Below are 20,533 nucleotides of genomic sequence, written 5' to 3'. Positions count from 1 at the left end.
ACTTCGCCTGCGAAAAAAGGGCGATATAGATTACACTATCAACATCCCCACACCACTCTTTACACAAGGAATACGAATGTCACCGTTTCTAAAAATTGCAATCGAAGCTGCTCAGGCAGCCCAAGTAGTTATTGATAAGTACTATGCTGGCGAGTTCGAGGTTGAAATAAAACCTGACCAAAGTCCCGTAACTATTGCCGATATTGAAACAGAAGAAACGATCAAAAAGATCATTCTTGATGCGTTTCCTGACCATGGTTTTTTCGGTGAAGAAACAGGGAAAGTTAACGAAGACGCTGACTACAACTGGCTAATTGATCCTATCGATGGAACAAAAAGCTTTGTTCGTGGCTACCCTTTCTTCTCAACGCAAATTGCATTGATGCATAAAGGTGAGCTAATCGTTGGTGTATCAAATGCCCCAGGGTTTAAAGAGATGGCATACGCCGAAAAAGGCCAAGGCGCTTGGCTAAATGGCGAGAAGATTGAAGTGGGTGACATTACTGATATTAGTAAAGCAACGTTATCACTGGGTAATATCGCAACAGTCGCGTCGAAGCCACAGTGGCAGACGGTTGGTGAGTTAGTTCAAGAAGTGCACCGCATTCGTGGTTACGGTGATTTCTATCATTACCACTTACTTGCAAGCGGTAAAATTGACATCGTCCTAGAGTCAGATGTGAACATCCTCGATATTGCTGCATTATCAGTTATCGTGGGTGAAGCAGGTGGAACATTCACAGACTTGTCTGGTAACGCATTAACGCTAGATACAACGACTGTTTTAGCGTGCAACTCTGCAGCGACACATAAAGCATTACTTGATCGCCTAAACTACGTTTAAACGATCAATGAGGAGGTAACTCTACTCTGAGTTACTTCCTTTATCTGCTAAGTTCTTCTTATTCCCGCTCTTAAAGTCAGTCTCATACCAACCATCACCACTCAAACGAAAACCACTTGCAGACACCTTCTTCTTCAAAGCTGGCTTGTTGCATGCTGGGCAAACCGATAATGGCTCATCGCTGATTTTCTGTATCACTTCTTCAACATGCTTGCACTCTGCACACTGATATTCATAAATTGGCATAACTAACCTCGTAAAAAAAGAACTGTCTAACACACTACAATTATGGGCGTGAAGCATAGGCTTTCAAGTATATTGAAGCAACTAAAACAAGCACCTGCTTCTATTTCAAGCAGAGTAAAATATTAGCTATCACACGATAGAACGACAAGTTTTCATACACTTTTAAATAGCGACATACCATCCGGCTGGACTAAAGCTACCGTCTACAAGTAAACAGATTTCCAGTTGATGAGCGGTAGACTACAAATAGCGTATTACTTCATACCCCTGTTACATATTTAACTATCGATGAGGATAGACAATGGAAAAAGTGTCAGCTCAATGGAAGGCCTCTGACATCGACCTCGGAAGCAACTCGCTTAAACGTGCCATGGATATTGTTGGCTCCCTTACACTCATTACTTTATTTTCCCCCATACTTATTGTAATTGCTTTTTTGATTTACCGTGACGGTGGCTCTAGTCTTTTTAGCCAGTCCCGTGTTGGATATGGTGGGAAATCGTTTAAGTGCTTTAAGTTTCGCAGCATGATTATGGACTCTCAACAATTTTTGGAAGACTTTCTAGCTAACAACCCTGACGCTCGTGCCGAGTGGAAGAAAGATTTCAAGCTAAAGAACGACCCTCGTATAACCCGTATTGGTGGTTTTCTTCGTAAAACCAGTCTTGACGAGTTACCACAACTGTTCAACGTTTTAAAAGGTGATATGAGCCTTGTTGGTCCCCGCCCTGTCGTTGCAGATGAATTAGCAATGTATGGAGCACTTACCCAAAAGTACATGTCAGCTCGTCCAGGTATGACAGGTTTATGGCAAGTCAGTGGTCGAAATGACACAACTTACCGTGAACGCATCAGTCTAGATTGCTATTACATTGAGAACTGGAGAATGCATACGGATATGTTTCTTATGTTCAAAACATTAAGTGTAATATTTCAAGGTCGCGGCGCTTACTAAAATAAGCCCTGCTTCTTTCAAAACCTGCATTCTTTAACGAGGATGCAGGTTTTTGTGTATTTGGACTAACGACTATGTGATGATTTATTCTAATCATACAAATAGCTTTCTGTTAGGATAATTCGCATGAAAAATGTACTTATTACAGGTTGTTCAACCGGAATCGGTTATTGCACAGCCTTAGGCTTAAAAGTGAAAGGTTATCGTGTCATTGCGACAGCAAGAACAGAAAATGATATTGCCAAACTTGAGGCTGAAGGTCTTGAAGTTATCAACTTAGAAGTCAGCGACTCAGACAGCATTCACCAGGCCGTCAAAAAAGTGCATGAGCTTTGTAATGGCGAACTGTATGCCGTATTTCACAATGCTGCCTATGGGCAACCGGGCGCTATCGAAGACTTGAGCCGTAAAGTATTAGAAACTCAGTTTGCTACCAACTTTTTTGGCTGGGTTGAGTTAAACAACCTATTGATTCCTTTGCTTAGGAAACAAGACAAAGCACGCATTATTTTCAATAGCTCTGTACTTGGTATTATTTCACTACCATACCGTGGCTCTTATAACGCGAGCAAGTATGCACTTGAAGGTATGGCTGACACACTGCGCCTAGAACTTCACTCTAGTAACATTGATGTATGCCTTATTGAGCCCGGCCCAGTAGAAAGTGACTTTCGAAAAAACTCTCTAAAAGCCTTCAAAGCTAATATCGATATTGAGAATAGTCATCACTCGAAAAAATATTTGCGCCAGATTAAACGCATGGAAACCATCGGCCCTGCTGCACCCTTTACACTTCCCGCTGAAGCGGTATTGAAGAAAGTCATTCATGCGCTCGAAAGCAACAAACCAAAAGCACGGTACTACGTGACTTTTCCGACCTACTTGTTTGGATATTTGAAACGTATCCTGCCGACTCGCTGGTTAGACAAAGTATTACTTTACGTCTCTAAATCGGAAATGAAATAGATGTCTTACCTTGATCACATAAAACAATGTAACAGCTACCCTGCTGAAGATTTTTTACCTTTTTTCATTGGTAAAACCTGCTATGGACTGACTCATAAGACACATATTCAACACCTTATTGAGTGGCCAGAAGTTTTTAGTGCTGACAGTCAGGGCTTGTACTTAAACCCTGAGCTAAATACACCAGAGCTTCGCACTAACGCTGCTAATGAAGTCATGTGGGCGTTGCATAAAAAAGGTATCATTGACTCATGGGTTGGTGAGCAATACAACATTAGTGAAAGCTTTGACAGCCCTAGCGCGATGCTTATTGAACGCGCGGCAGTGGCATTTTTAGGTACTAGGGGCTATGGCGTACACTTAAATGGCTTAGTACGAAAAGCAGACGGTATTTATATTTGGATCGCTGAGCGCTCTTTGAGTAAGCCATTTTGGCCAGGCATGCTGGATCAAATCGTCGCTGGCGGTCAGCCTTTTGGCCTCAGCCCTCAAGAAAACATCATTAAAGAATCACAAGAAGAAGCAGATATCACACCTGAAGTCGCAGCGACTGCCACCTTTGAAGGCGAGATTCACTATTGCAATGCCGGCGAACGCGGTTTGCATAATGATGGTTTGTTTAACTATGACCTTTGGCTTCCTGAAGACTTCGTTCCACACAATACTGACGGTGAGGTTGAGTCTTTTAAATTAATGCCTATCGAAGAAATGGCAAAAATCACTGATGAGACAAGTGAATTTAAAAGTAACTGCAACCTCGTTAATATCGACTTACTAATACGCTTAGGCCTAATCGACTCAAGCCATCCTGACTATCAGGAAATATGCAGTCTGCTTTATGCAAAGCCATCCCCTATTCAAATACATACCTAATATATAGCCGAGTAACTTATATGCCTTATTCCAGTGACCTAAAAAATTCTTACATTCCCATTACTCCTGTTACTAAGAGTCAGCTTGAATCACTGATCGAGCACTCAAAGCCTGCAGTAGGCAACTGGATTCAACAAAGTGACTTTGAGGCAAAGGAAGGTGAGTACTGCCTAATTAGCAATGAAATGGGCGAGCTTGCTGAAGTATTGATTGGTGTGGCAAGAAAAGGTGATCGTCGATGGTCAATTTCTGGCTTACCAACTCAGCTACCCGTCAACCACTACGAGCTACAATGTAGCTGGACGACTGAAGAGCAAACTCAAGCGCTTATTGGCTGGGGCTTAGGTAGTTACAAGTTTGACCAGTTCATTGATAACGACAAAGCGATGCCACTACTTCACTTGCCTAGCGCTCTCAAAACAACGGTTACAGCGTTTTACGATTCGCTTTGCACGGTACGCGATCTAATTAACCTACCTGCAAACCACATGATGCCGGAGCACTTGTCACAAGAGCTAGAAACATTGGCAAATGAATATGATGCAGAGTTTAGCGAAATTGTTGGGGATGACTTATTAACTCAAAACTTCCCCACTATTCATGCTGTTGGTAGAGCAAGCGACCACGCGCCACGCTTACTGTCATTAACATGGGGTGAGCCAGAAAACCCGAGACTCTCGTTGGTTGGTAAAGGTGTTTGCTTTGATACGGGCGGCTTGGACATCAAGGGCTCTAACTTCATGCGCCAAATGAAGAAAGACATGGGCGGCGCTGCTCACGTTTTAGGACTAGCTAAACTCGTCATGGCTTTTCAACTTCCAGTATCACTTGAAGTTCTGGTCCCTGCAGTAGACAACGCAATTTCAGGCGATGCATTTAGACCTGGTGATGTGATCAAAACGCGTAGTGGTAAGACTGTTGAGATAGATAATACGGATGCTGAAGGTCGCTTGGTACTGTGCGATGCGTTATCTCTCGCCTGCGATGCTTATCCAGACCTAATCATTGATTTCGCCACACTGACAGGCGCTGCTCGTGTGGCACTAGGTACTGAAGTACCTGTTATCTTTAGTAATGACAATGACGTCGCTCAAGATATTCAACGCCAATCAGTCAAAAGTGAAGAGCTTATTTGGCAACTACCGTTATACAAGCCCTACTTTTACGGCCTTGAAAGCAATGTAGCTGATATGGTGAATAGCGCTAGCGGTTATGGTGGTGCAATTTCTGCAGCTTTATACCTTAACGAGTTTGTCGATGAAGATATTTCATGGGCACACATCGACCTGATGGCCTTCAATGTACGCAAACGCCCCGGCCGACCATTAGGTGGCGAGGCGATGGGTTTATTTGCTGTATTTGATTATTTACAGAACCGTTACCCAGCGTAACGCGCCTTAATTACCTGCTTAATACCACCAATGTTAAGCAGGTAACTTGCTACACCGTAACTTCCTAAGCCAACCACCATTTGTAATGCCAACCAGTCCCAGCCTCTTAAGTCTTTCAAGAACCAAAGACAAAAGCCCATGAATAACGTTGCAATGATAATTTTGCCGACTTCTTTTCCTGGAAATGGAATTGGAAAGACCTTTCTACCGTAGATAAAACCTAGCGCAGCACTAAACATAAACGACAAGAGTGTTGCTATCGCTGCTCCGTGCATTCCCATTTTAGGAATAAGCCAAAAATTCAGCGCAAGGTTGAGTACAGCAGTTGCTCCTGCAATACGGAAAATACCGAAGTTTTTATTACCAAGCTGAAATGGCAGGTGAAAGTAGAATGCACCTAGCCCCATAAAGAAAATAGCGCTCGCAACCCATGGCAATATCAAAGTTACCGACTCTCGGTACTCTTCTCCAATCATCATATCAACTAAGCCCGGCCCCACAAGAGACAGACCCATTACCGCTGGAATCGAAATACCGAGTAGCAAAATAACGTAAGTATTGAAGTACTCTAATGCAGCCTCTTTACCTTTTTGGTCAAGCAACTTAACGATCATTGGGTATGCTGCAAGGTTGATTGCATTCATCACCATCATGATGGAATTACCCGCCAAATCGTAACCCACTGCGTACTTACCTGCCTCTGCTTCATCGACCAACCATGCCAGCATGTAACGATCTGATAAGTTTGCGACTTCATCTAAGAAAAATGACGCCGCTAAGGGCATCCCGTACATCAATAGCTTTTGTGTGAGTTCTGGGGTATACAGAGTCCTGTCGAATAAAGCCCAACTTCTAGCACTAATAACTACGGCTGGTAATAACATACCGCAGGCAACACCTATTACAACGCCGGTAGGACCAAAGCCAAAGTAGGCAAGCGCTGCTCCGAAAGCTAACGCTAATGATGAATAGCTTATTGTCATGATCGCATAACGATTTGGCAACATCTGAGCAGACTGTAGTTGCTGGCCAATCGTTAAAACTGCGAAACCTGTCAGTAACAGCACACCTGCCATGATCTGCAAGATGTAATCCCACCCAAGTATTAGCAACGCTAGCACTATGATGACGCCTATGGGAGTGAGCAACCTTAGATAGATAACACCAAGTGTCGAGATAAAGGCGCTATCTTTGTAGGTACCACCTGGCCAAAATCGCATCATTCCGACTGGTAGCCAGTTAAACACCGCACTGTGTAAAAATAATGCTGCAGAGAATATTAAGGTGTAAATACCATACTCTTGAGGCGTTAATAGATGAGTGTAAACAGCTAATGCAGTGAACGCCATTAACCCAGGAATTGCCTTTGCCAGCACATAAATACTACTGTTTTTAACTAACATGAATGTTGTCTCTAATGCCCACGTCGGGCTTTGGCAAACTTGTGTGAGTAGTGATAACCATGAATCCCGATAAGAGACCAAATAAACCAGACTTCTTTTAAGTTCTGAGAATGTAGCGTCATCTGAGATATCGCTATCGTGACCCAAAGTGTGAACAGAAATATTTGATTTTCAATCCCACACTTGGTGATGTAGTAAAGCAAGCTCCCTATCATTGCTAAATAGATCAACAGACCAATAAGGCCATTCTCTGCTAAGATTTGAACATAGGCATTATGTGCCCATTTGAAGTCTTCATGAAGCGGATTCAGTACATAGCCAAGTGACCCTGTGCCATTACCTAGTATCGGATTATCTAACCATACCGAGAGACTTTTCGCCCAAAGCACTTCTCGATGGTTTAAGTCACCACTCTGAAGTGCTTTACCAATGGAGAATATACGCTCAACGGACTCTGGTGGTGCCAAACTAATCACGGCTATAGCAGCGCCAATCGCACCGCCAACATAAATCATTTTTAAGTTAAACGATGCTTTTCTCTGCGTAAATGCCAAATACATCATCCCCAACATCCCTGTTACCAAGCCTGTTCGGGTACCAGTCAAAAAGATGCCATAAAAAATGATAGGAATAGCCATCACATTAAGTAGCTTAAGCCACCACTGTTGATACTGGGTATAGAGCCAAACGGCTAAAGGGATACCAAACGACAACAGAATTGCCATATTATCCGTTTCAATATTCTCAACCGTATAGCGATTATAATAAGGGCCAGTGATGCCATTAAGGTAATTATTGAAAATAATTCCTGTCGCTGCCAAAGCACCTAATACATAAGCCTGATAGATCCAACGAAACTTATATTCACTGTTTATTAAGTAAGTAAACATGAATGACATGAGGATTAACATGACATAAGTTTTTACGATTTCTTTTGCCCACTCGAGATCTGGCGCCCACCAAACACCTACCAAGTACCAAACACCCAGTAATAAAGCAAAGAAATTAAAAGCAAAAAAGCGGCGATGCGTTCCCTCAAGAACCACCATAACAAGTGATAAAGCGATTGTCGGCATAGCCATGACCTTGGCCGCGCCATCATACAAACCCTCTCCCCATGGAATCAGAAATACCATTAACAACAAGCAGTACCATGCTAAACGATGGACAAAGCTCATTTTTGGTTTTGTCATTACAGATGGCTGTTGAGGTGCATTACTGTTACTTATCATTTTAATTATTGATGTTTTGTAAGCTGCTAGTTCCGTCACTCTACCCTAGGTGATGTATTAACAATCACTCAAGGGGATAAAGTCTGCGGTATTCCAGAAGGATGGTTTGCCACACAACCCACTATCGTGAATTTTCAACCATTAATAGACTCACCCACATGCATAGCCGCGCTTATCGTTACCATCTAGTTTCAGGTAATTTTAAAATAATGAATACTGACAATGAAAATACTAAAGAATATCTTATTTATAATACTACTAGGTGGCACTTTGCTGGCATTAACCGCTGCCTTGTTGATGCCTAAGGGGTTTTATGACGACCTGCTTTACCCAAAAACTCATACTGCTTCACAACCCTCCTCGCTAGCAAAACCTATAAAAACAACACAGCTGATCAAACCTCAAGCCAGGGATACACAAGTTGCTTCCAAGCCTCCCGCCTTCCAACAAGTAAAAGCTGAGCCAGCTAGACTAAATAGCCAAGTTGAGGTTATCGAGGGTATGGACTGGCGCTTACCTAGCTATGCTAAGCGCAGTAAAAACGGCGGTCTCATTTCCGAAACAGCAGGTGCTTCTGACTATGTTCGAGGTGACTTCCACATTGTTCGATGGGATAAAACAAACCCTAGTTCAGGACAATACAATTTCACAGAGCTACAGCGCGCATTAGATAGAGCACCAAACCAACAAATCCTGTTAAGGCCTGAAATTTATTCACGCTGCGAGGCACCCGCGTGGGCGCTTAAGCAATTAAGACATACCCAGCATGGTAGTTTAATATTTTGGGATTCACAGTATGCAGGTATTGTTGAGCCCTTCATTAAAGCACTCGCAAACTTTGTTCGCAAAAACCCTCAAGTCATTGGTGTCCAGCTAGGGATTGGAGACGGTGAATACAGAGGAGATTGTAAAAACTTTGCACTCAAAGATGGTTGGGGTGAATTCAATATGAACCCTCAAGAATTAAAAGAAGCTGAAACAAACTTTGGCTTCACACCTGAAAAGCTTGAGTCTTCTACAAAAAAAATCGTCAACGTATTCGCCAATGCATTTGGAGCTAATGTTTCTAAGCTCGTGTTTAACAACCTTGAACAGTTCTCATGGAATGCTATTGCAGAGCCATACAATCAAAGAATTCCTGTCATTGCTAAATACGTATTAGACAAAGGTATTGGCGCACGTGATGGACAAGTCGAACACTGGATGAGATACATGCACCGCATACTCGGTATGCAAGTGAAGCCTGCAAATAACGGCACATGCTCCCTCGATATGGATGAACGTGTTGCTGATCGGTTTTCGACCCGCTACTGGGGAACTGAAAATGAGTTTTATGGAGACCTAGATTATGTACGGGCTGAGCATGGAAGTTATCAAAACCAAGCCTACCGCTTTCTTATTAGCTCATTACGTGGCTTACAGATGCGTCGAAATTATTCGCTTATATTTGCACGTGGTATGGAAAAACTAGATCACCCTGTCTATAAAACTCAGGAGTTTTTGCGCTACCTTGATAAAACGATGGGTAAGTTAAAAAATGATACTCCGGATGCATTCATCCTTTTAGGGGAGCGCTATGTCGCTGATTATCGTTTAGCAGCAGAATATCCAGAACGTAAAGCCTGCCAAGTAAAAGACCGAGTAGCCTTTCGATCATTTGGACGCTGGATAACTGAAACAAGTGATAGTAAGCCTGCTATGCGCATAAATATGCCTGCTAGCGATAAGCTCTGGGGACAAGGTTACTACCTTCCTCAAGGGATTGATTATGAGTATGCGGCACGCTCATCACAGGCGTTTTCATTCAATTTAAATGACCAACTGACCAAAACTAGATGCAATGGCGACTGCCCTGTAGAGGTCAAAGTGACCTACCTTGATAGTCAGCAATCTAAACTATCAATACAAACTGACAACAAAAAAACAGCTGCGTTAGCTACAAAAGGTGATGGTAAATTGAGAACGGCCACGTTTAGGATCAATCTAACACCGAGTCATAATAATCAAGCTGACTTCAAGCTAATTGCAAACATTAACCCCGTCAATCTCATGCTATTAAGAGTCAATTTTTTACAGCAGTAATGACGAACCTTTAACCGAGCAAAGACATACGGATCATAGATACCGTATGCCTCGCTTAACCCTTCCGATAAATGCAGTCCTTCCCCTTTCATCTTGAAAACATTTACGTGTACAGCCGTTACTCTTAACATTGCTCACTAATTACTTCAATAATTCGACCTGCAGTTGAGTTTTTACCAATAATTTTCTTGGTAGATGACCATGCAAATATAATAAAGAATTAGGATCACATCATGTCTAGAGTACCAGTGGTACAGCAAAATGGGGCAGTCCCACAGGTGGGCGGAGCTCCGCATGTATCAGTTATGCATGCAGGCCCAGCGCCTTCTGTAGATGAAGGGCAATTGTCACTTCGTGATATCTTTTCGATATTAGGAAGGCGTAAGTGGACAATCCTGTTTACAACATTATTCACAATACTCTTCGCGCTTCTATTCACATTCTCAACAAAGCCTAGCTACGTTGCACATGCAACTATTCAAATTGAGAAAGAAGCACCTACAGTCGTTTCCTTTAGCCCTACTACGACTCAAGGAGCACCAGACTCTCTGCAAGACCCCTTCTTTCGTACTCGCTACGAAATGCTGAAAAGTCGAGCACTTGCTGAAACTGTTGTTGATCAGGAAAACCTAGAAACAAGCTTACGAACTGCCGGTGAACCACCTGAAGCGATGAAAGGCTTTTTCAGCCTATTTAGTGTTTCAAAGTGGTTAGGATCAGATAAGTCAGCAGCAGAAGTGGATGCGCAGCCTCAAGCAGATATCACTGAGCTTTTTGGTAAGAATTTACAAATTCAAGCTATCGATGCGACTCACCTTGTAAATATATTTTATGAAGCTAGCTCTCCAAATGAAGCACAGCGTACCGTTAGCGCTGTGATTAGTAACTTCATCCAAATGCAGATCGATACAAAAAGTGAAACAGGTGAGTACGCAAAAGAATTCCTAAGTCGTGAGCTAGAAAAAGCACGCGGTAATTTACAGAATGCTGAAAAGAAGCTCGTTACTTATTCAAATAAGAACGGCATATTGGCTATCGACAGCAATCAAACACGACACGTTAGAAAGTTAAACGATCTAAGCGCTGCATTAGTACAAGCAGAAATTCGTCGAACAGCAGCCGAAAGTCACTTTCGCGAAATGCAAAATACTGGTTCTGTCTCAACAGTCCTCAATAACCCAGTTATTACCAACCTTAAAGGTCGTCTAGTCCAACTTGAAGGCGAGTATCAAGAAAAGCTTAAGCTATTTAAGCCGGGTTATCCTGATATGCAGAGACTTAATCAGCAGATTATTCAGTTACGTCAAAACTTAACAAGAGAGCTAAGTACAATTAAAGGCTCTCTAGAGTCAGATTTTGAGTCTGCGCGCAGACAAGAAGACAAACTTCGTGCTGAGCTAAAAAGCTTCAATAGAGAACTTTATTCATTACAAGGCAAGGGCCTTGACTACAATACGTTGAAGCGTGAAGTAGACTCTAGTGGTGCGCTATATAACGGCTTATTACAACGCGTTGAAGAGTTTGGGATTTCATCTGCCGCTAATGCTAATACAAGCAGCATCAGTATTATTGATCCGCCACGTGAGCCAGTTAAGAAGTATCGTCCTAACCCAAAACTTAATGTGTTGGTTGGAACGCTTGCAGGTGTACTACTAGGTATTGGATTAGCTTTCCTTAGAGACTCACTGGACCAATCAATTAAGTCTCCTGATGATCTACAGAAGTTTACTGGCTTACCCGTTTTAGGCTCTATACCAAAACCAGATGGCAAAGCGAAAAAGAACCTTGCCCTCGCCTGTAAAACAGCACCCGATACTCAATTTGCTCAAGCCTACCGGATATTTGCAGCTAACATGAAGCTACAAGGCCATGAAGCAGATCAAGTACTCCTTGTCACAAGTACCATGGGAGAAGAAGGAAAAAGCACAACAGCGTGCAACCTTGCCTGCGCTTATGCACAGATGGGTATGAGAGTATTACTGATAGATGGTGATCTTAGACTGCCTTCGATACATCACAAGATAGGCATACAAAATACCACTGGACTGTCTGACTACCTAGGTAATGAAACAGATCTAGTTGGGATTACACAAACAATCAAAGCAATACCAAACTTGTTTGTTATTACTGCTGGAAACTTTAAAGCTGACCCTATGCAGTTACTGAGTAGTGAAAAGATGGCTTACTTAATTGCACAAGCATCACAGAGATTTGATTTTGTCATTATGGATTCTGCACCTGCTTCGGGGCTAGCTGAAACACTTGTTCTATCTTCACTTGCAACTAAGACACTTATGGTGACGAATGAAAAGAACATGAAAAATCATTCTGATCGTGTAAAACGTACAGTGGACTCACTCACACGTATCAAACAAAATGTGAGCGGGTTCTTAGTTGTTAATGCTAAAACAGCAGCACAGCAAGATCATAAGTATCTACAACGTTCACGCCAGCGTAATAACAACCGACTACTTGGCAGGTCCTAATCATTAATTTAGTGGTGACTCTCTAGCTATCCGAATGCATTTCTGATCTAATTTCAGGTCGTATGTAACCTTAGTTAGTAGAGTCAAAACTGATGACGCTTAAATCAATAATCTGGACTATTATAATTGCAGTATGTGTATTTTTTGCCGCTATCTATTTCGGCATGAAATACAACTGGGTAGAAGATGCAGAGCCCAAATTATCTATAAGTGATAGTGTTAAGCAATCTGACACTACTGGTTCAGTTTCTCTTGAAAAAGCCCCTCTTTTCACACCTGATAAAAACGCGAAAATTCCAGAGTTGATTGATGAGCCTATAGCAACGGACAAAAATCCAATTTCCTTAGGATCTTTAGATCTTACTATCGAAGATATTGTCTCTGAATGTCAAAGCCTTACCCAATCGGTAGGAATACCTGAAGCTCAAATAGAGCAAGCAACGATGGAGTGCATCAATCGCAACAGTGCCCATCTCACTCAAAATGAGCCTGACGTTGACGACAAATATATGGCAGTATTGGAAGAGTGCGAATCAGCAATTAGCCAACTAGAGTCGCTTTCACAAGAAGAGATAAAAATGTTAGTTGATGAGTGTGTAGCATCTAGTGAGTGAGCTTAAATTGCTTAAGCCCACTTCCTTGATTTACTCCTATTACTGCTTAAGAAGCTTTAAAATACCTTCAAGCTCAGTAATACATTGGCGAATGAGTTGCTTAGATTGATTTGTATCATCTTCAGCTTCTTCACCATTTAATTTCTGTCGAGCACCACTGATAGTATAACCATGCTCATACAACAAGCTGCGTATTTGACGAATCAATAACACATCCTGACGCTGATAATAACGACGATTTCCACGTCGTTTCATCGGCTTGAGATTAGGAAACTCCTGCTCCCAGTAACGCAATACGTGTGACTTAACGCCACATAGGTCACTTACTTCACCAATAGTGAAATAGCGCTTCCCCGGTATTGGAGGAAGCTCCTGATTATTCGACGGTTCCAGCATAGTTTTCTACCCGCTGCTTCAGTTTTTGTCCAGGTCTGAAGGTTACCACTCGTCTTGCACTGACGGGGATTGCCTCACCTGATTTCGGATTTCTTCCTGGACGCTGCTTTTTATCGCGCAGAGTGAAGTTACCAAAACCTGATAACTTTACCCCTTCACCGCGTTCAAGTGCACCACGAACTTCCTCAAAAAACATCTCGACAAGCTCTTTAGCTTCACGTTTATTTAAACCAAGTTCATCAAATAAATGTTCGACCATTTCCGCTTTGGTCAATGTCATTGTGTAGCTCCTAACCTTCGATTTTTTGAGAATATATTCAGATTGATAAAATTCATCATTGACGCAGTACCGCACCTGTTTGTTTTTCTAGCAACTGAACAATTTCATCTACTGATGAATTGATATCGCCATCCTCTAGAGTGCGTGAAAAGTCTTGAAAAATCAAGCCTAGAGCAAGGCTTTTTTGTCCGTCCTCTACCCCAGCACCTTCGTATACATCGAACACTCGGCTCGATTGTAAGATGTCGATACCGGATGCATTCAAGCAATTTTCAATGGCAGATGCAGTTACCGCTTGATCAACAATTAACGCCAAATCACGACGAATTGATGGGAAACGTGAGACTTTTTCATAGGCCGCTAGTGACTTCTTAGCCACATAACCTAGGTCTAACTCAAACATAAATACGCTTTGAGAAATACCAAACTTTTTCTCTAAACGTGGATGTAACGCCCCAACCCAACCAACAACATTCTCACCATCAGTAATTTGCGCTGACTGACCAGGATGCAATGCAGGATGCGCAACCGCGACAAAATGATATTTACTTCCACTTGCTTGAGCCAAAAGCTGTTCAACGTGACCTTTAGCATCAAAGAAGTCTACGTTATCTGGCTTTACATCCCAATGCTCAGTATTGCGCGTACCAGTAATAACACCTGCAAGCTGCTTACGCTGCTTCATGCCTGATTCGCCGTTTACAAAGTTCAGTCCCACTTCAAACAAACGAACACGTGACTGCTGACGGTTCAAGTTTTTAGCCAATGCAGGCAATAAACCAGACCATAAGGTACTACGCATGATCGCTAGTTCTTCAGAAATTGGGTTAGCCAAACGAATCTGCTCATGCGCAGGGTTTAGCATCAATTCAATCTCGGAAGGAACGAAACTGTAAGTCACTGCCTCACGATACCCTTCATCAACCAACAACTGGCGAAGAACATCATCATTTACTTCTGTTTCAAGCTTACGCGCAATAACCGGAGTCATTGGACGCAAACGAGAAGGAATTTTATCGTAGCCGTATACGCGCGCGATTTCTTCAACTAGATCTACTTCAATAGAAATATCAAAACGGAATACAGGAGGAACTACTGTCCAACTATCACTTCCTACCGACACATCACAACCGATACGTGTCAGGATATCCGTCACACGTGCCGCATCGACTTCAATACCAAGGTGACGAACGATATCGCTAGCCTTCAAAGTAATAGAATCGCGAGACAGTAGCTCTGGATTACTAATAACATCATTCACAGCAGCTACATCACCACCACAAATTTCAACGATTAACTGTGTTGCACGCTGTATTGCTTTTTCTTGCAAGTCAGGAGACACACCACGCTCGAAACGGTGAGAAGCATCCGTGTGGAGACCGTAAGTACGAGACTTACCCATGATCTTTTCAGGCACGAAGTACGCACATTCCAACATGATGTTTTGTGTCTCATCAGTCACTGACGAATCCAAACCACCCATGATACCGGCAAGTGCTAATGCTTTCTCATGGTCAGCAACAACTAATGTATCTTCACGCAACTTAACTTCACGCCCATCAAGCAGCGTCAGAGGCTCACCTTCGACACCGTTACGCACTTTGATACCACCTACAAGCTTATCAAAGTCAAAACCGTGCATAGGCGAACCTAGCTCGATCATTACATAGTTAGTCACGTCAACAATCGGTCCTAAACTACGGATATCTGCGCGACGTAAGCGCTCAACCATCCACAATGGTGTTTGAGCTTTAACATTTACATTACGAATAACACGAGAAACAAAACGCTCACACTTATCCGTTGCAATAATTTCTATTGGGAATTGCTCATCCGAAGCCTGAGCAACGGCTGTAATAACAGGCTCCGTCACTTCTGTTTGAGTCAATACACCCGTCTCACGCGCAATGCCTGCAATACTTAGGCAATCTGCACGATTTGGCGTTGCATCTAGCTCTAGCACTACATCTTCAAGCATTAGATATTCACGAATATCCATACCTACAGTTGCATCGCTCGCAAGCTCTAGCAAACCATCGATAGCGTCTTCCATACCTAGCTCTTTTGCAGAGCAAAGCATTCCAAATGATAACTCACCACGAAGCTTTGACTTCTTGATTTTGAAGCTACCACCGTCGCTTGTACCAAGCTTTGCACCGATCATTGCTAAAGGTGCTTTCAGACCTGTGCGTGCATTTGGCGCACCACACACAATCTGTACTGGCTCAGCTTCGCCACAGGCAACCTGACAAATACGAAGTTTGTCTGCATCTGGGTGCTTTTCAGTACTTAAGATTTCGCCGATTACCACTTTGGTAAAATCGCTAGCTACTGGCTCAATACCATCTAGCTCAACACCAGCCATCGTAAGCTGACTACCAATTTCTGCCGCATCAATATTAGGGTTAACCCATTCACGCAGCCACATTTCACTGACTTTCATTTTGTGTATCCCCTTAGCTGAACTGTTCTAGAACGCGAGTATCGTTGTCGAATAAAATACGTAGATCGTCTATGCCGTAGCGGAGCATCGCAAGACGCTCAACACCGAAGCCAAAGGCAAATCCCGTGTATTTATCAGGGTCAACACCTGTGTGTTTAAGTACTTCAGGGTGCACCATGCCGCAACCCATTACTTCCAACCAACCGGTATGACTGCAAACCTTACAACCTTCACCCGAGCATAAAACACACTGAATATCTGTTTCAGCGGATGGCTCAGTGAATGGGAAGTAAGATGCACGGAAACGTACTGGCAACTCATCAACTTCAAAGAATGCTTTGAAGAAGGCGTCTAAAACACCTTTAAGATCAGCAAAAGTAACATCCTTATCAACCATCAAGCCTTCAACCTGATGGAACATTGGACTATGTGTAATATCAGAGTCACAACGGTAAACACGACCTGGCGCTATAATGCGATATGGCGGCTCGTTGTCTTCCATAGTATGAATCTGAACTGACGATGTGTGAGTACGAAGTAGCAAACCATCATCAAAATAGAATGTGTCATGCATTGCACGTGCTGGATGATGCTCCGGCACATTTAACGCAGTAAAGTTATGGAAATCATCTTCAATTTCTGGCCCTTCCACTGTCTCAAAACCTAGTTGGGCAAAGATTGCCTCAATACGTTTGATCGTTTGAGTGATAGGGTGAAGACTACCTGCTTCGGCATTACGCCCAGGTAAGCTGACATCGACACGCTCAGCTTGCAAACGCGCATTTAACGCCTCTTCTTGCATGCTTTCTTTGCGTAGATCAAGAGCTTCAGCTAATGCTTTCTTAGCCTTATTAATCTCTTGCCCTGCTTCGCGACGCTCTTCTGGAGGTAATTGACCCAACTGCTTAAGCTGGTCGGTCAGTAACCCCTTTTTTCCCATGTAGCGAACACGCACTTCATCCAACGCAACAAGGCTTGCTGCTGCTGAAATTTCTTCATGCGCTTGGCCCATGAGTTCCAGTAATTGATTCACAGAAAAACTCCCAGTAACTTCTGTTTTTGTACTTATAAAAAAAAAGCGAGGAAAGGCATTACCTTTCCCCGCTTTTATTTTGACTCGATACTATTGAATCAAACAGCTAGGGCGGCTTTAGCCTTCTCTGCTATCTTCTCAAATGCATCAATATCATGTACTGCTAGGTCAGCCAGCATCTTGCGATCAACTTCAATACCAGCCTTACTGATACCGTTCATTAAACGGCTGTAAGACATATCAAACATACGAGCTGCCGCATTGATACGAACAATCCATAAAGAACGGAATTGACGTTTCTTCTGACGACGGTCACGGTATGCATATTGACCAGCTTTAGTTACTGCCTGTGTCGCAACACGATAGATACGACTACGCGCACCATAATAACCTTTAGCTTTCTTTAGTACTTTTTTGTGCTTAGCACGGGCTGTTACACCACGTTTAACTCTTGCCATCTTTTAAATCTCCTGATTAAGCGTAAGGCATCATTTTACGAACCGCAGGCGTATCACACGCCTCAATAACATCCCCTGCACGCAGGTGACGCTTTCGCTTTGAGCTTTTCTTAGTCAAGATATGACGCAAGTGTGATTGCTTACACTTAAATGTGCCATTAGCACGTTTGCGGAAACGCTTTGCAGCACCGCTGTTAGTTTTGATCTTAGGCATCTTCATACTCCGTTAGTAACGGGTTAATCAAACATCACTCAAGAGTGCCCTCCTTAAAGTGATGCGCTCGAACGCTTTAGCTTGTTACGGCTGTTGCTTATCTTTACTAATTGGAGACATCACCATAATCATCTGGCGACCTTCCATCTTAGGGAATTGCTCAACAGTACCGTACTCTTCAAGATCTTTCTCAACACGCTTAAGCATAGCCATGCCTAAATCACGATGAGCCATCTCACGACCACGGAAACGTACTGTAACCTTAGTCTTATCGCCAACTTCAAGAAATTTAATCATGTTACGCAGCTTGATATTGTAATCTCCAATATCTGTCACTGGGCGGAACTTGATCTCTTTAACTTGAGTCTTCTTCTGTTTCTTCTTAGCAGCACCTTTCTTCTTACTGCTCTCGAATTTGAACTTACCAAAGTCCATAATTCGACATACTGGAGGCTCAGCATTCGGCACGATTTCAACCAAATCAAGTGTCACTGCTGCAGCACGTGCCATTGCATCTTCATAAGATACAACACCAACATTTTCTCCTTCTGCATCAATTAACCTTACCTTCGGCAAGGTAATTTCTTCATTGACACGATTCTTTTTTAGGTTGCGAGCGATATGCTAGCCCTCCTTAATTATTAAAAAATATAAAAGACAAACCATTTGGCTTAGTCTTTCTGCACACCATTTAAGTCTGCACGCTGAGTAATTTCGGTTTGCAGGTGTGAAATCAAGGCATCAACAGTCATTGTACCTAGGTCTTCACCTGTTCGCGTTCTTACTGCAACAGAATCAGCTTCTACTTCACGATCACCAACCACTAATAGATATGGGACGCGTTGTAAAGTGTGCTCGCGGATTTTAAATCCAATTTTCTCATTTCTCAAGTCCGAAGTCGCTCGAATGCCAACTTTTTTCAGTCTATCGGCTACCGATTGAACGAAATCTGACTGAGAATCAGTAATATTCATGATAACAGCTTGATCAGGAGACAACCACAAAGGGAAACGCCCTTCGTGATGTTCGATCAAAATACCGATGAAACGCTCGAATGACCCAAGGATCGCACGATGTAACATAACCGGCACTTGGCGAGAACCATCCTCAGCAACATACTGTGCATCAAGACGCCCAGGCATAGAGAAATCAACCTGAACTGTACCAAGCTGCCAAGTACGACCGATACAATCTTTAAATGAGAATTCTATTTTAGGACCATAAAAAGCACCTTCACCAGGGTTTTCTTCCCAGTCTAAGTTTTGCGCATCTAACGCATCACTTAACGCTTTCTCTGCTTTATCCCAATTTTCATCACTACCTACACGACTTTCTGGACGTGTCGATAAACGATAAATAACATTATCAAAACCAAAGTCACGATAAACGTCATGTAAGAAGTCGATAAAGTCAGCAACTTCTGTTTGAATCTGATCTTCAGTACAGAAGATATGCCCATCATCCTGAACAAATCCACGCACACGCATCAAACCATGTAGCGCACCTGACATCTCGTTTCGGTGACATGAGCCAAACTCTGCCAAACGCATTGGCAAATCACGGTAACTTTTAAGACCCTGATTAAATACTTGCACATGACATGGGCAATTCATTGGTTTCAAAGCAAACTGCTTTTCATCAGATACCAGTGAGAACATATCTTCACTGTACTTAGCCGCATGACCAGAGCGTTCCCACAAAGAAAAATCAACTAACTGTGGTGTTTTAATTTCTTTGTAGTCACGTAAGCGTTGCTGCTCACGCATATAATTTTCGATTGTCTGATAAACAGTCCAACCTTTTGGATGCCAAAATACCTGACCCGGTGCCTCTTCTTGAATGTGGAATAAATCCAACTGACGACTTAGACGACGGTGATCACGTTTTTCAGCTTCTGCTACGTTATGTAGATAAGACTTTAGGTCTTTCTTGTTACCCCAAGCCGTACCATAGATACGCTGCAACATTTCATTGTTAGAATCTCCACGCCAGTACGCGCCTGCAAGTTTCGTTAACTTAATCGCTGGAATTTTTCCTGTACTTGGTACGTGTGGTCCACGACAAAGATCAATGAAGTCACCTTGACGATAAAGCGATAACGCTTGATCCGCGGGAATAGACTCGATGATCTCTGCTTTATATTCTTCGCCCATGCCACGGAAGAAGCTCACCGCTTCATCACGCTCCATTAGCTCACGAGTAACAGGGATATCTTGTTTGATGAGTTCCTGCATGCGCTTTTCGATGGCTTCTAGATCTTCTGGCGTGAATGCACGCTCATATGCGAAGTCATAGAAGAAACCATTTTCGATGACCGGGCCTATCGTTACCTGAGCCGTTGGGAACAACTGTTTTACAGCTTGCCCCATCAAATGAGCAGACGAGTGACGAATCACTTCTAGTCCTTCATCATTTTTAGCAGTGACAATACTTAAGCTAGCGTCTTCACTAATTACATAACTGCCATCAACAAGCTCACCATTAACTGTTCCAGCCAAGGTTGCTTTGGCCAAACCTGGGCCAATATCAAATGCTACGTCTAAAACAGTTACGGGTGCGTCAAAGTCACGCTGACTACCGTCAGGAAGGGTAATTACAGGCATATCTTTATCTCCAG

The 20,533-nt window shown here is 42.8% G+C and carries 19 protein-coding genes; 8 read left to right on the top strand and 11 right to left on the bottom strand.

What is annotated here, in order from left to right; all coding sequences use genetic code 11:
• Nucleotides 1-76 precede the first annotated feature (76 nt).
• Nucleotides 77-844 carry an inositol monophosphatase family protein gene (locus tag DKT75_RS03340; RefSeq protein ID WP_170310652.1) on the top strand — a complete coding sequence of 256 codons (768 nt, stop codon included), beginning with the start codon at nucleotides 77-79 and terminating at the stop codon, nucleotides 842-844.
• Nucleotides 845-865: 21 nt separating this feature from the next.
• On the opposite strand, the gene DKT75_RS03335 is transcribed toward DKT75_RS03340, so the two are convergent.
• A complete protein-coding gene (locus tag DKT75_RS03335) occupies nucleotides 866-1,090 on the bottom strand; it encodes an FmdB family zinc ribbon protein (protein WP_109822017.1) in 225 nt (74 codons plus the stop codon).
• Nucleotides 1,091-1,391: 301 nt separating this feature from the next.
• Here DKT75_RS03335 and DKT75_RS03330 point away from each other — a divergent pair, with 301 nt between their 5' ends.
• From DKT75_RS03330 to DKT75_RS03315, 4 genes are all read left to right on the top strand, one after another.
• Complete coding sequence (locus DKT75_RS03330) at nucleotides 1,392-2,045, top strand: sugar transferase (protein WP_109822016.1); 654 nt, start codon at nucleotides 1,392-1,394, stop codon at nucleotides 2,043-2,045.
• 126 nt (nucleotides 2,046-2,171) lie between these two features.
• Nucleotides 2,172-3,011 (top strand): SDR family NAD(P)-dependent oxidoreductase, encoded by an 840-nt coding sequence (locus tag DKT75_RS03325; protein WP_109822015.1) that lies wholly within the window; start codon nucleotides 2,172-2,174, stop codon nucleotides 3,009-3,011.
• A complete protein-coding gene (locus DKT75_RS03320) occupies nucleotides 3,012-3,884 on the top strand; it encodes a DUF4743 domain-containing protein (protein WP_109822014.1) in 873 nt (290 codons plus the stop codon). It abuts the gene before it with no gap.
• A gap of 20 nt (nucleotides 3,885-3,904) precedes the next feature.
• Nucleotides 3,905-5,275 (top strand): leucyl aminopeptidase family protein, encoded by a 1,371-nt coding sequence (locus DKT75_RS03315; protein WP_109822013.1) that lies wholly within the window; start codon nucleotides 3,905-3,907, stop codon nucleotides 5,273-5,275.
• Here the strand turns inward: DKT75_RS03315 and DKT75_RS03310 are convergent.
• Entirely contained in the window at nucleotides 5,263-6,678 is a 1,416-nt protein-coding gene (locus tag DKT75_RS03310) for a lipopolysaccharide biosynthesis protein (protein ID WP_109822012.1), read from the bottom strand. The two genes, DKT75_RS03315 and DKT75_RS03310, sit on opposite strands and share 13 nt — an antisense overlap.
• A gap of 11 nt (nucleotides 6,679-6,689) precedes the next feature.
• A complete protein-coding gene (locus tag DKT75_RS03305; RefSeq protein ID WP_158278788.1) occupies nucleotides 6,690-7,871 on the bottom strand; it encodes an O-antigen ligase family protein in 1,182 nt (393 codons plus the stop codon).
• 261 nt (nucleotides 7,872-8,132) lie between these two features.
• Between DKT75_RS03305 and DKT75_RS03300 the strand changes: the two genes are divergently transcribed.
• From DKT75_RS03300 to DKT75_RS03290, 3 genes are all read left to right on the top strand, one after another.
• Nucleotides 8,133-9,992, top strand: a complete 1,860-nt coding sequence (locus tag DKT75_RS03300) for a hypothetical protein (RefSeq protein ID WP_109822010.1) — start codon at nucleotides 8,133-8,135, stop codon at nucleotides 9,990-9,992.
• A 233-nt stretch (nucleotides 9,993-10,225) separates the two neighbouring features.
• Nucleotides 10,226-12,478 (top strand): GumC family protein, encoded by a 2,253-nt coding sequence (locus DKT75_RS03295; RefSeq protein ID WP_109822009.1) that lies wholly within the window; start codon nucleotides 10,226-10,228, stop codon nucleotides 12,476-12,478.
• 92 nt (nucleotides 12,479-12,570) lie between these two features.
• A complete protein-coding gene (locus DKT75_RS03290; RefSeq protein WP_109822008.1) occupies nucleotides 12,571-13,092 on the top strand; it encodes a hypothetical protein in 522 nt (173 codons plus the stop codon).
• 39 nt (nucleotides 13,093-13,131) lie between these two features.
• Here the strand turns inward: DKT75_RS03290 and DKT75_RS03285 are convergent, their stop codons facing one another.
• The 8 genes from DKT75_RS03285 to thrS form a co-directional block, all read right to left on the bottom strand.
• Complete coding sequence (locus DKT75_RS03285; protein WP_109822007.1) at nucleotides 13,132-13,488, bottom strand: MerR family transcriptional regulator; 357 nt, start codon at nucleotides 13,486-13,488, stop codon at nucleotides 13,132-13,134.
• The gene (gene ihfA, locus DKT75_RS03280) at nucleotides 13,469-13,768 is read right to left on the bottom strand and encodes an integration host factor subunit alpha (RefSeq protein WP_109822006.1); all 300 of its coding nucleotides are present in this window, start codon (nucleotides 13,766-13,768) and stop codon (nucleotides 13,469-13,471) included. The genes DKT75_RS03285 and ihfA overlap by 20 nt, the downstream gene beginning before the upstream one ends.
• Before the next feature lie 55 nt (nucleotides 13,769-13,823).
• Nucleotides 13,824-16,211: a phenylalanine--tRNA ligase subunit beta gene (gene pheT, locus DKT75_RS03275; protein WP_109822005.1), complete on the bottom strand. Its 2,388-nt coding sequence runs from the start codon at nucleotides 16,209-16,211 to the stop codon at nucleotides 13,824-13,826.
• A gap of 13 nt (nucleotides 16,212-16,224) precedes the next feature.
• The gene (gene pheS, locus DKT75_RS03270; RefSeq protein WP_211665145.1) at nucleotides 16,225-17,223 is read right to left on the bottom strand and encodes a phenylalanine--tRNA ligase subunit alpha; all 999 of its coding nucleotides are present in this window, start codon (nucleotides 17,221-17,223) and stop codon (nucleotides 16,225-16,227) included.
• Between the two features lie 119 nt (nucleotides 17,224-17,342).
• Nucleotides 17,343-17,702, bottom strand: a complete 360-nt coding sequence (rplT, locus tag DKT75_RS03265; protein ID WP_109822003.1) for a 50S ribosomal protein L20 — start codon at nucleotides 17,700-17,702, stop codon at nucleotides 17,343-17,345.
• Between the two features lie 16 nt (nucleotides 17,703-17,718).
• A complete protein-coding gene (rpmI, locus tag DKT75_RS03260) occupies nucleotides 17,719-17,916 on the bottom strand; it encodes a 50S ribosomal protein L35 (protein ID WP_109822002.1) in 198 nt (65 codons plus the stop codon).
• Nucleotides 17,917-18,000: 84 nt separating this feature from the next.
• Nucleotides 18,001-18,537 (bottom strand): translation initiation factor IF-3, encoded by a 537-nt coding sequence (infC, locus tag DKT75_RS03255; RefSeq protein WP_109822001.1) that lies wholly within the window; start codon nucleotides 18,535-18,537, stop codon nucleotides 18,001-18,003.
• 50 nt (nucleotides 18,538-18,587) lie between these two features.
• Nucleotides 18,588-20,519 (bottom strand): threonine--tRNA ligase, encoded by a 1,932-nt coding sequence (gene thrS / locus DKT75_RS03250; protein ID WP_109822094.1) that lies wholly within the window; start codon nucleotides 20,517-20,519, stop codon nucleotides 18,588-18,590.
• Nucleotides 20,520-20,533: the final 14 nt, after the last annotated feature.

Origin of the sequence: Leucothrix arctica, assembly GCF_003172895.1 — a bacterium.
Classification (GTDB): Bacteria; Pseudomonadota; Gammaproteobacteria; order Thiotrichales; family Thiotrichaceae; genus Leucothrix; species Leucothrix arctica.
This window is presented reverse-complemented; position numbering and strand designations above follow the sequence as displayed.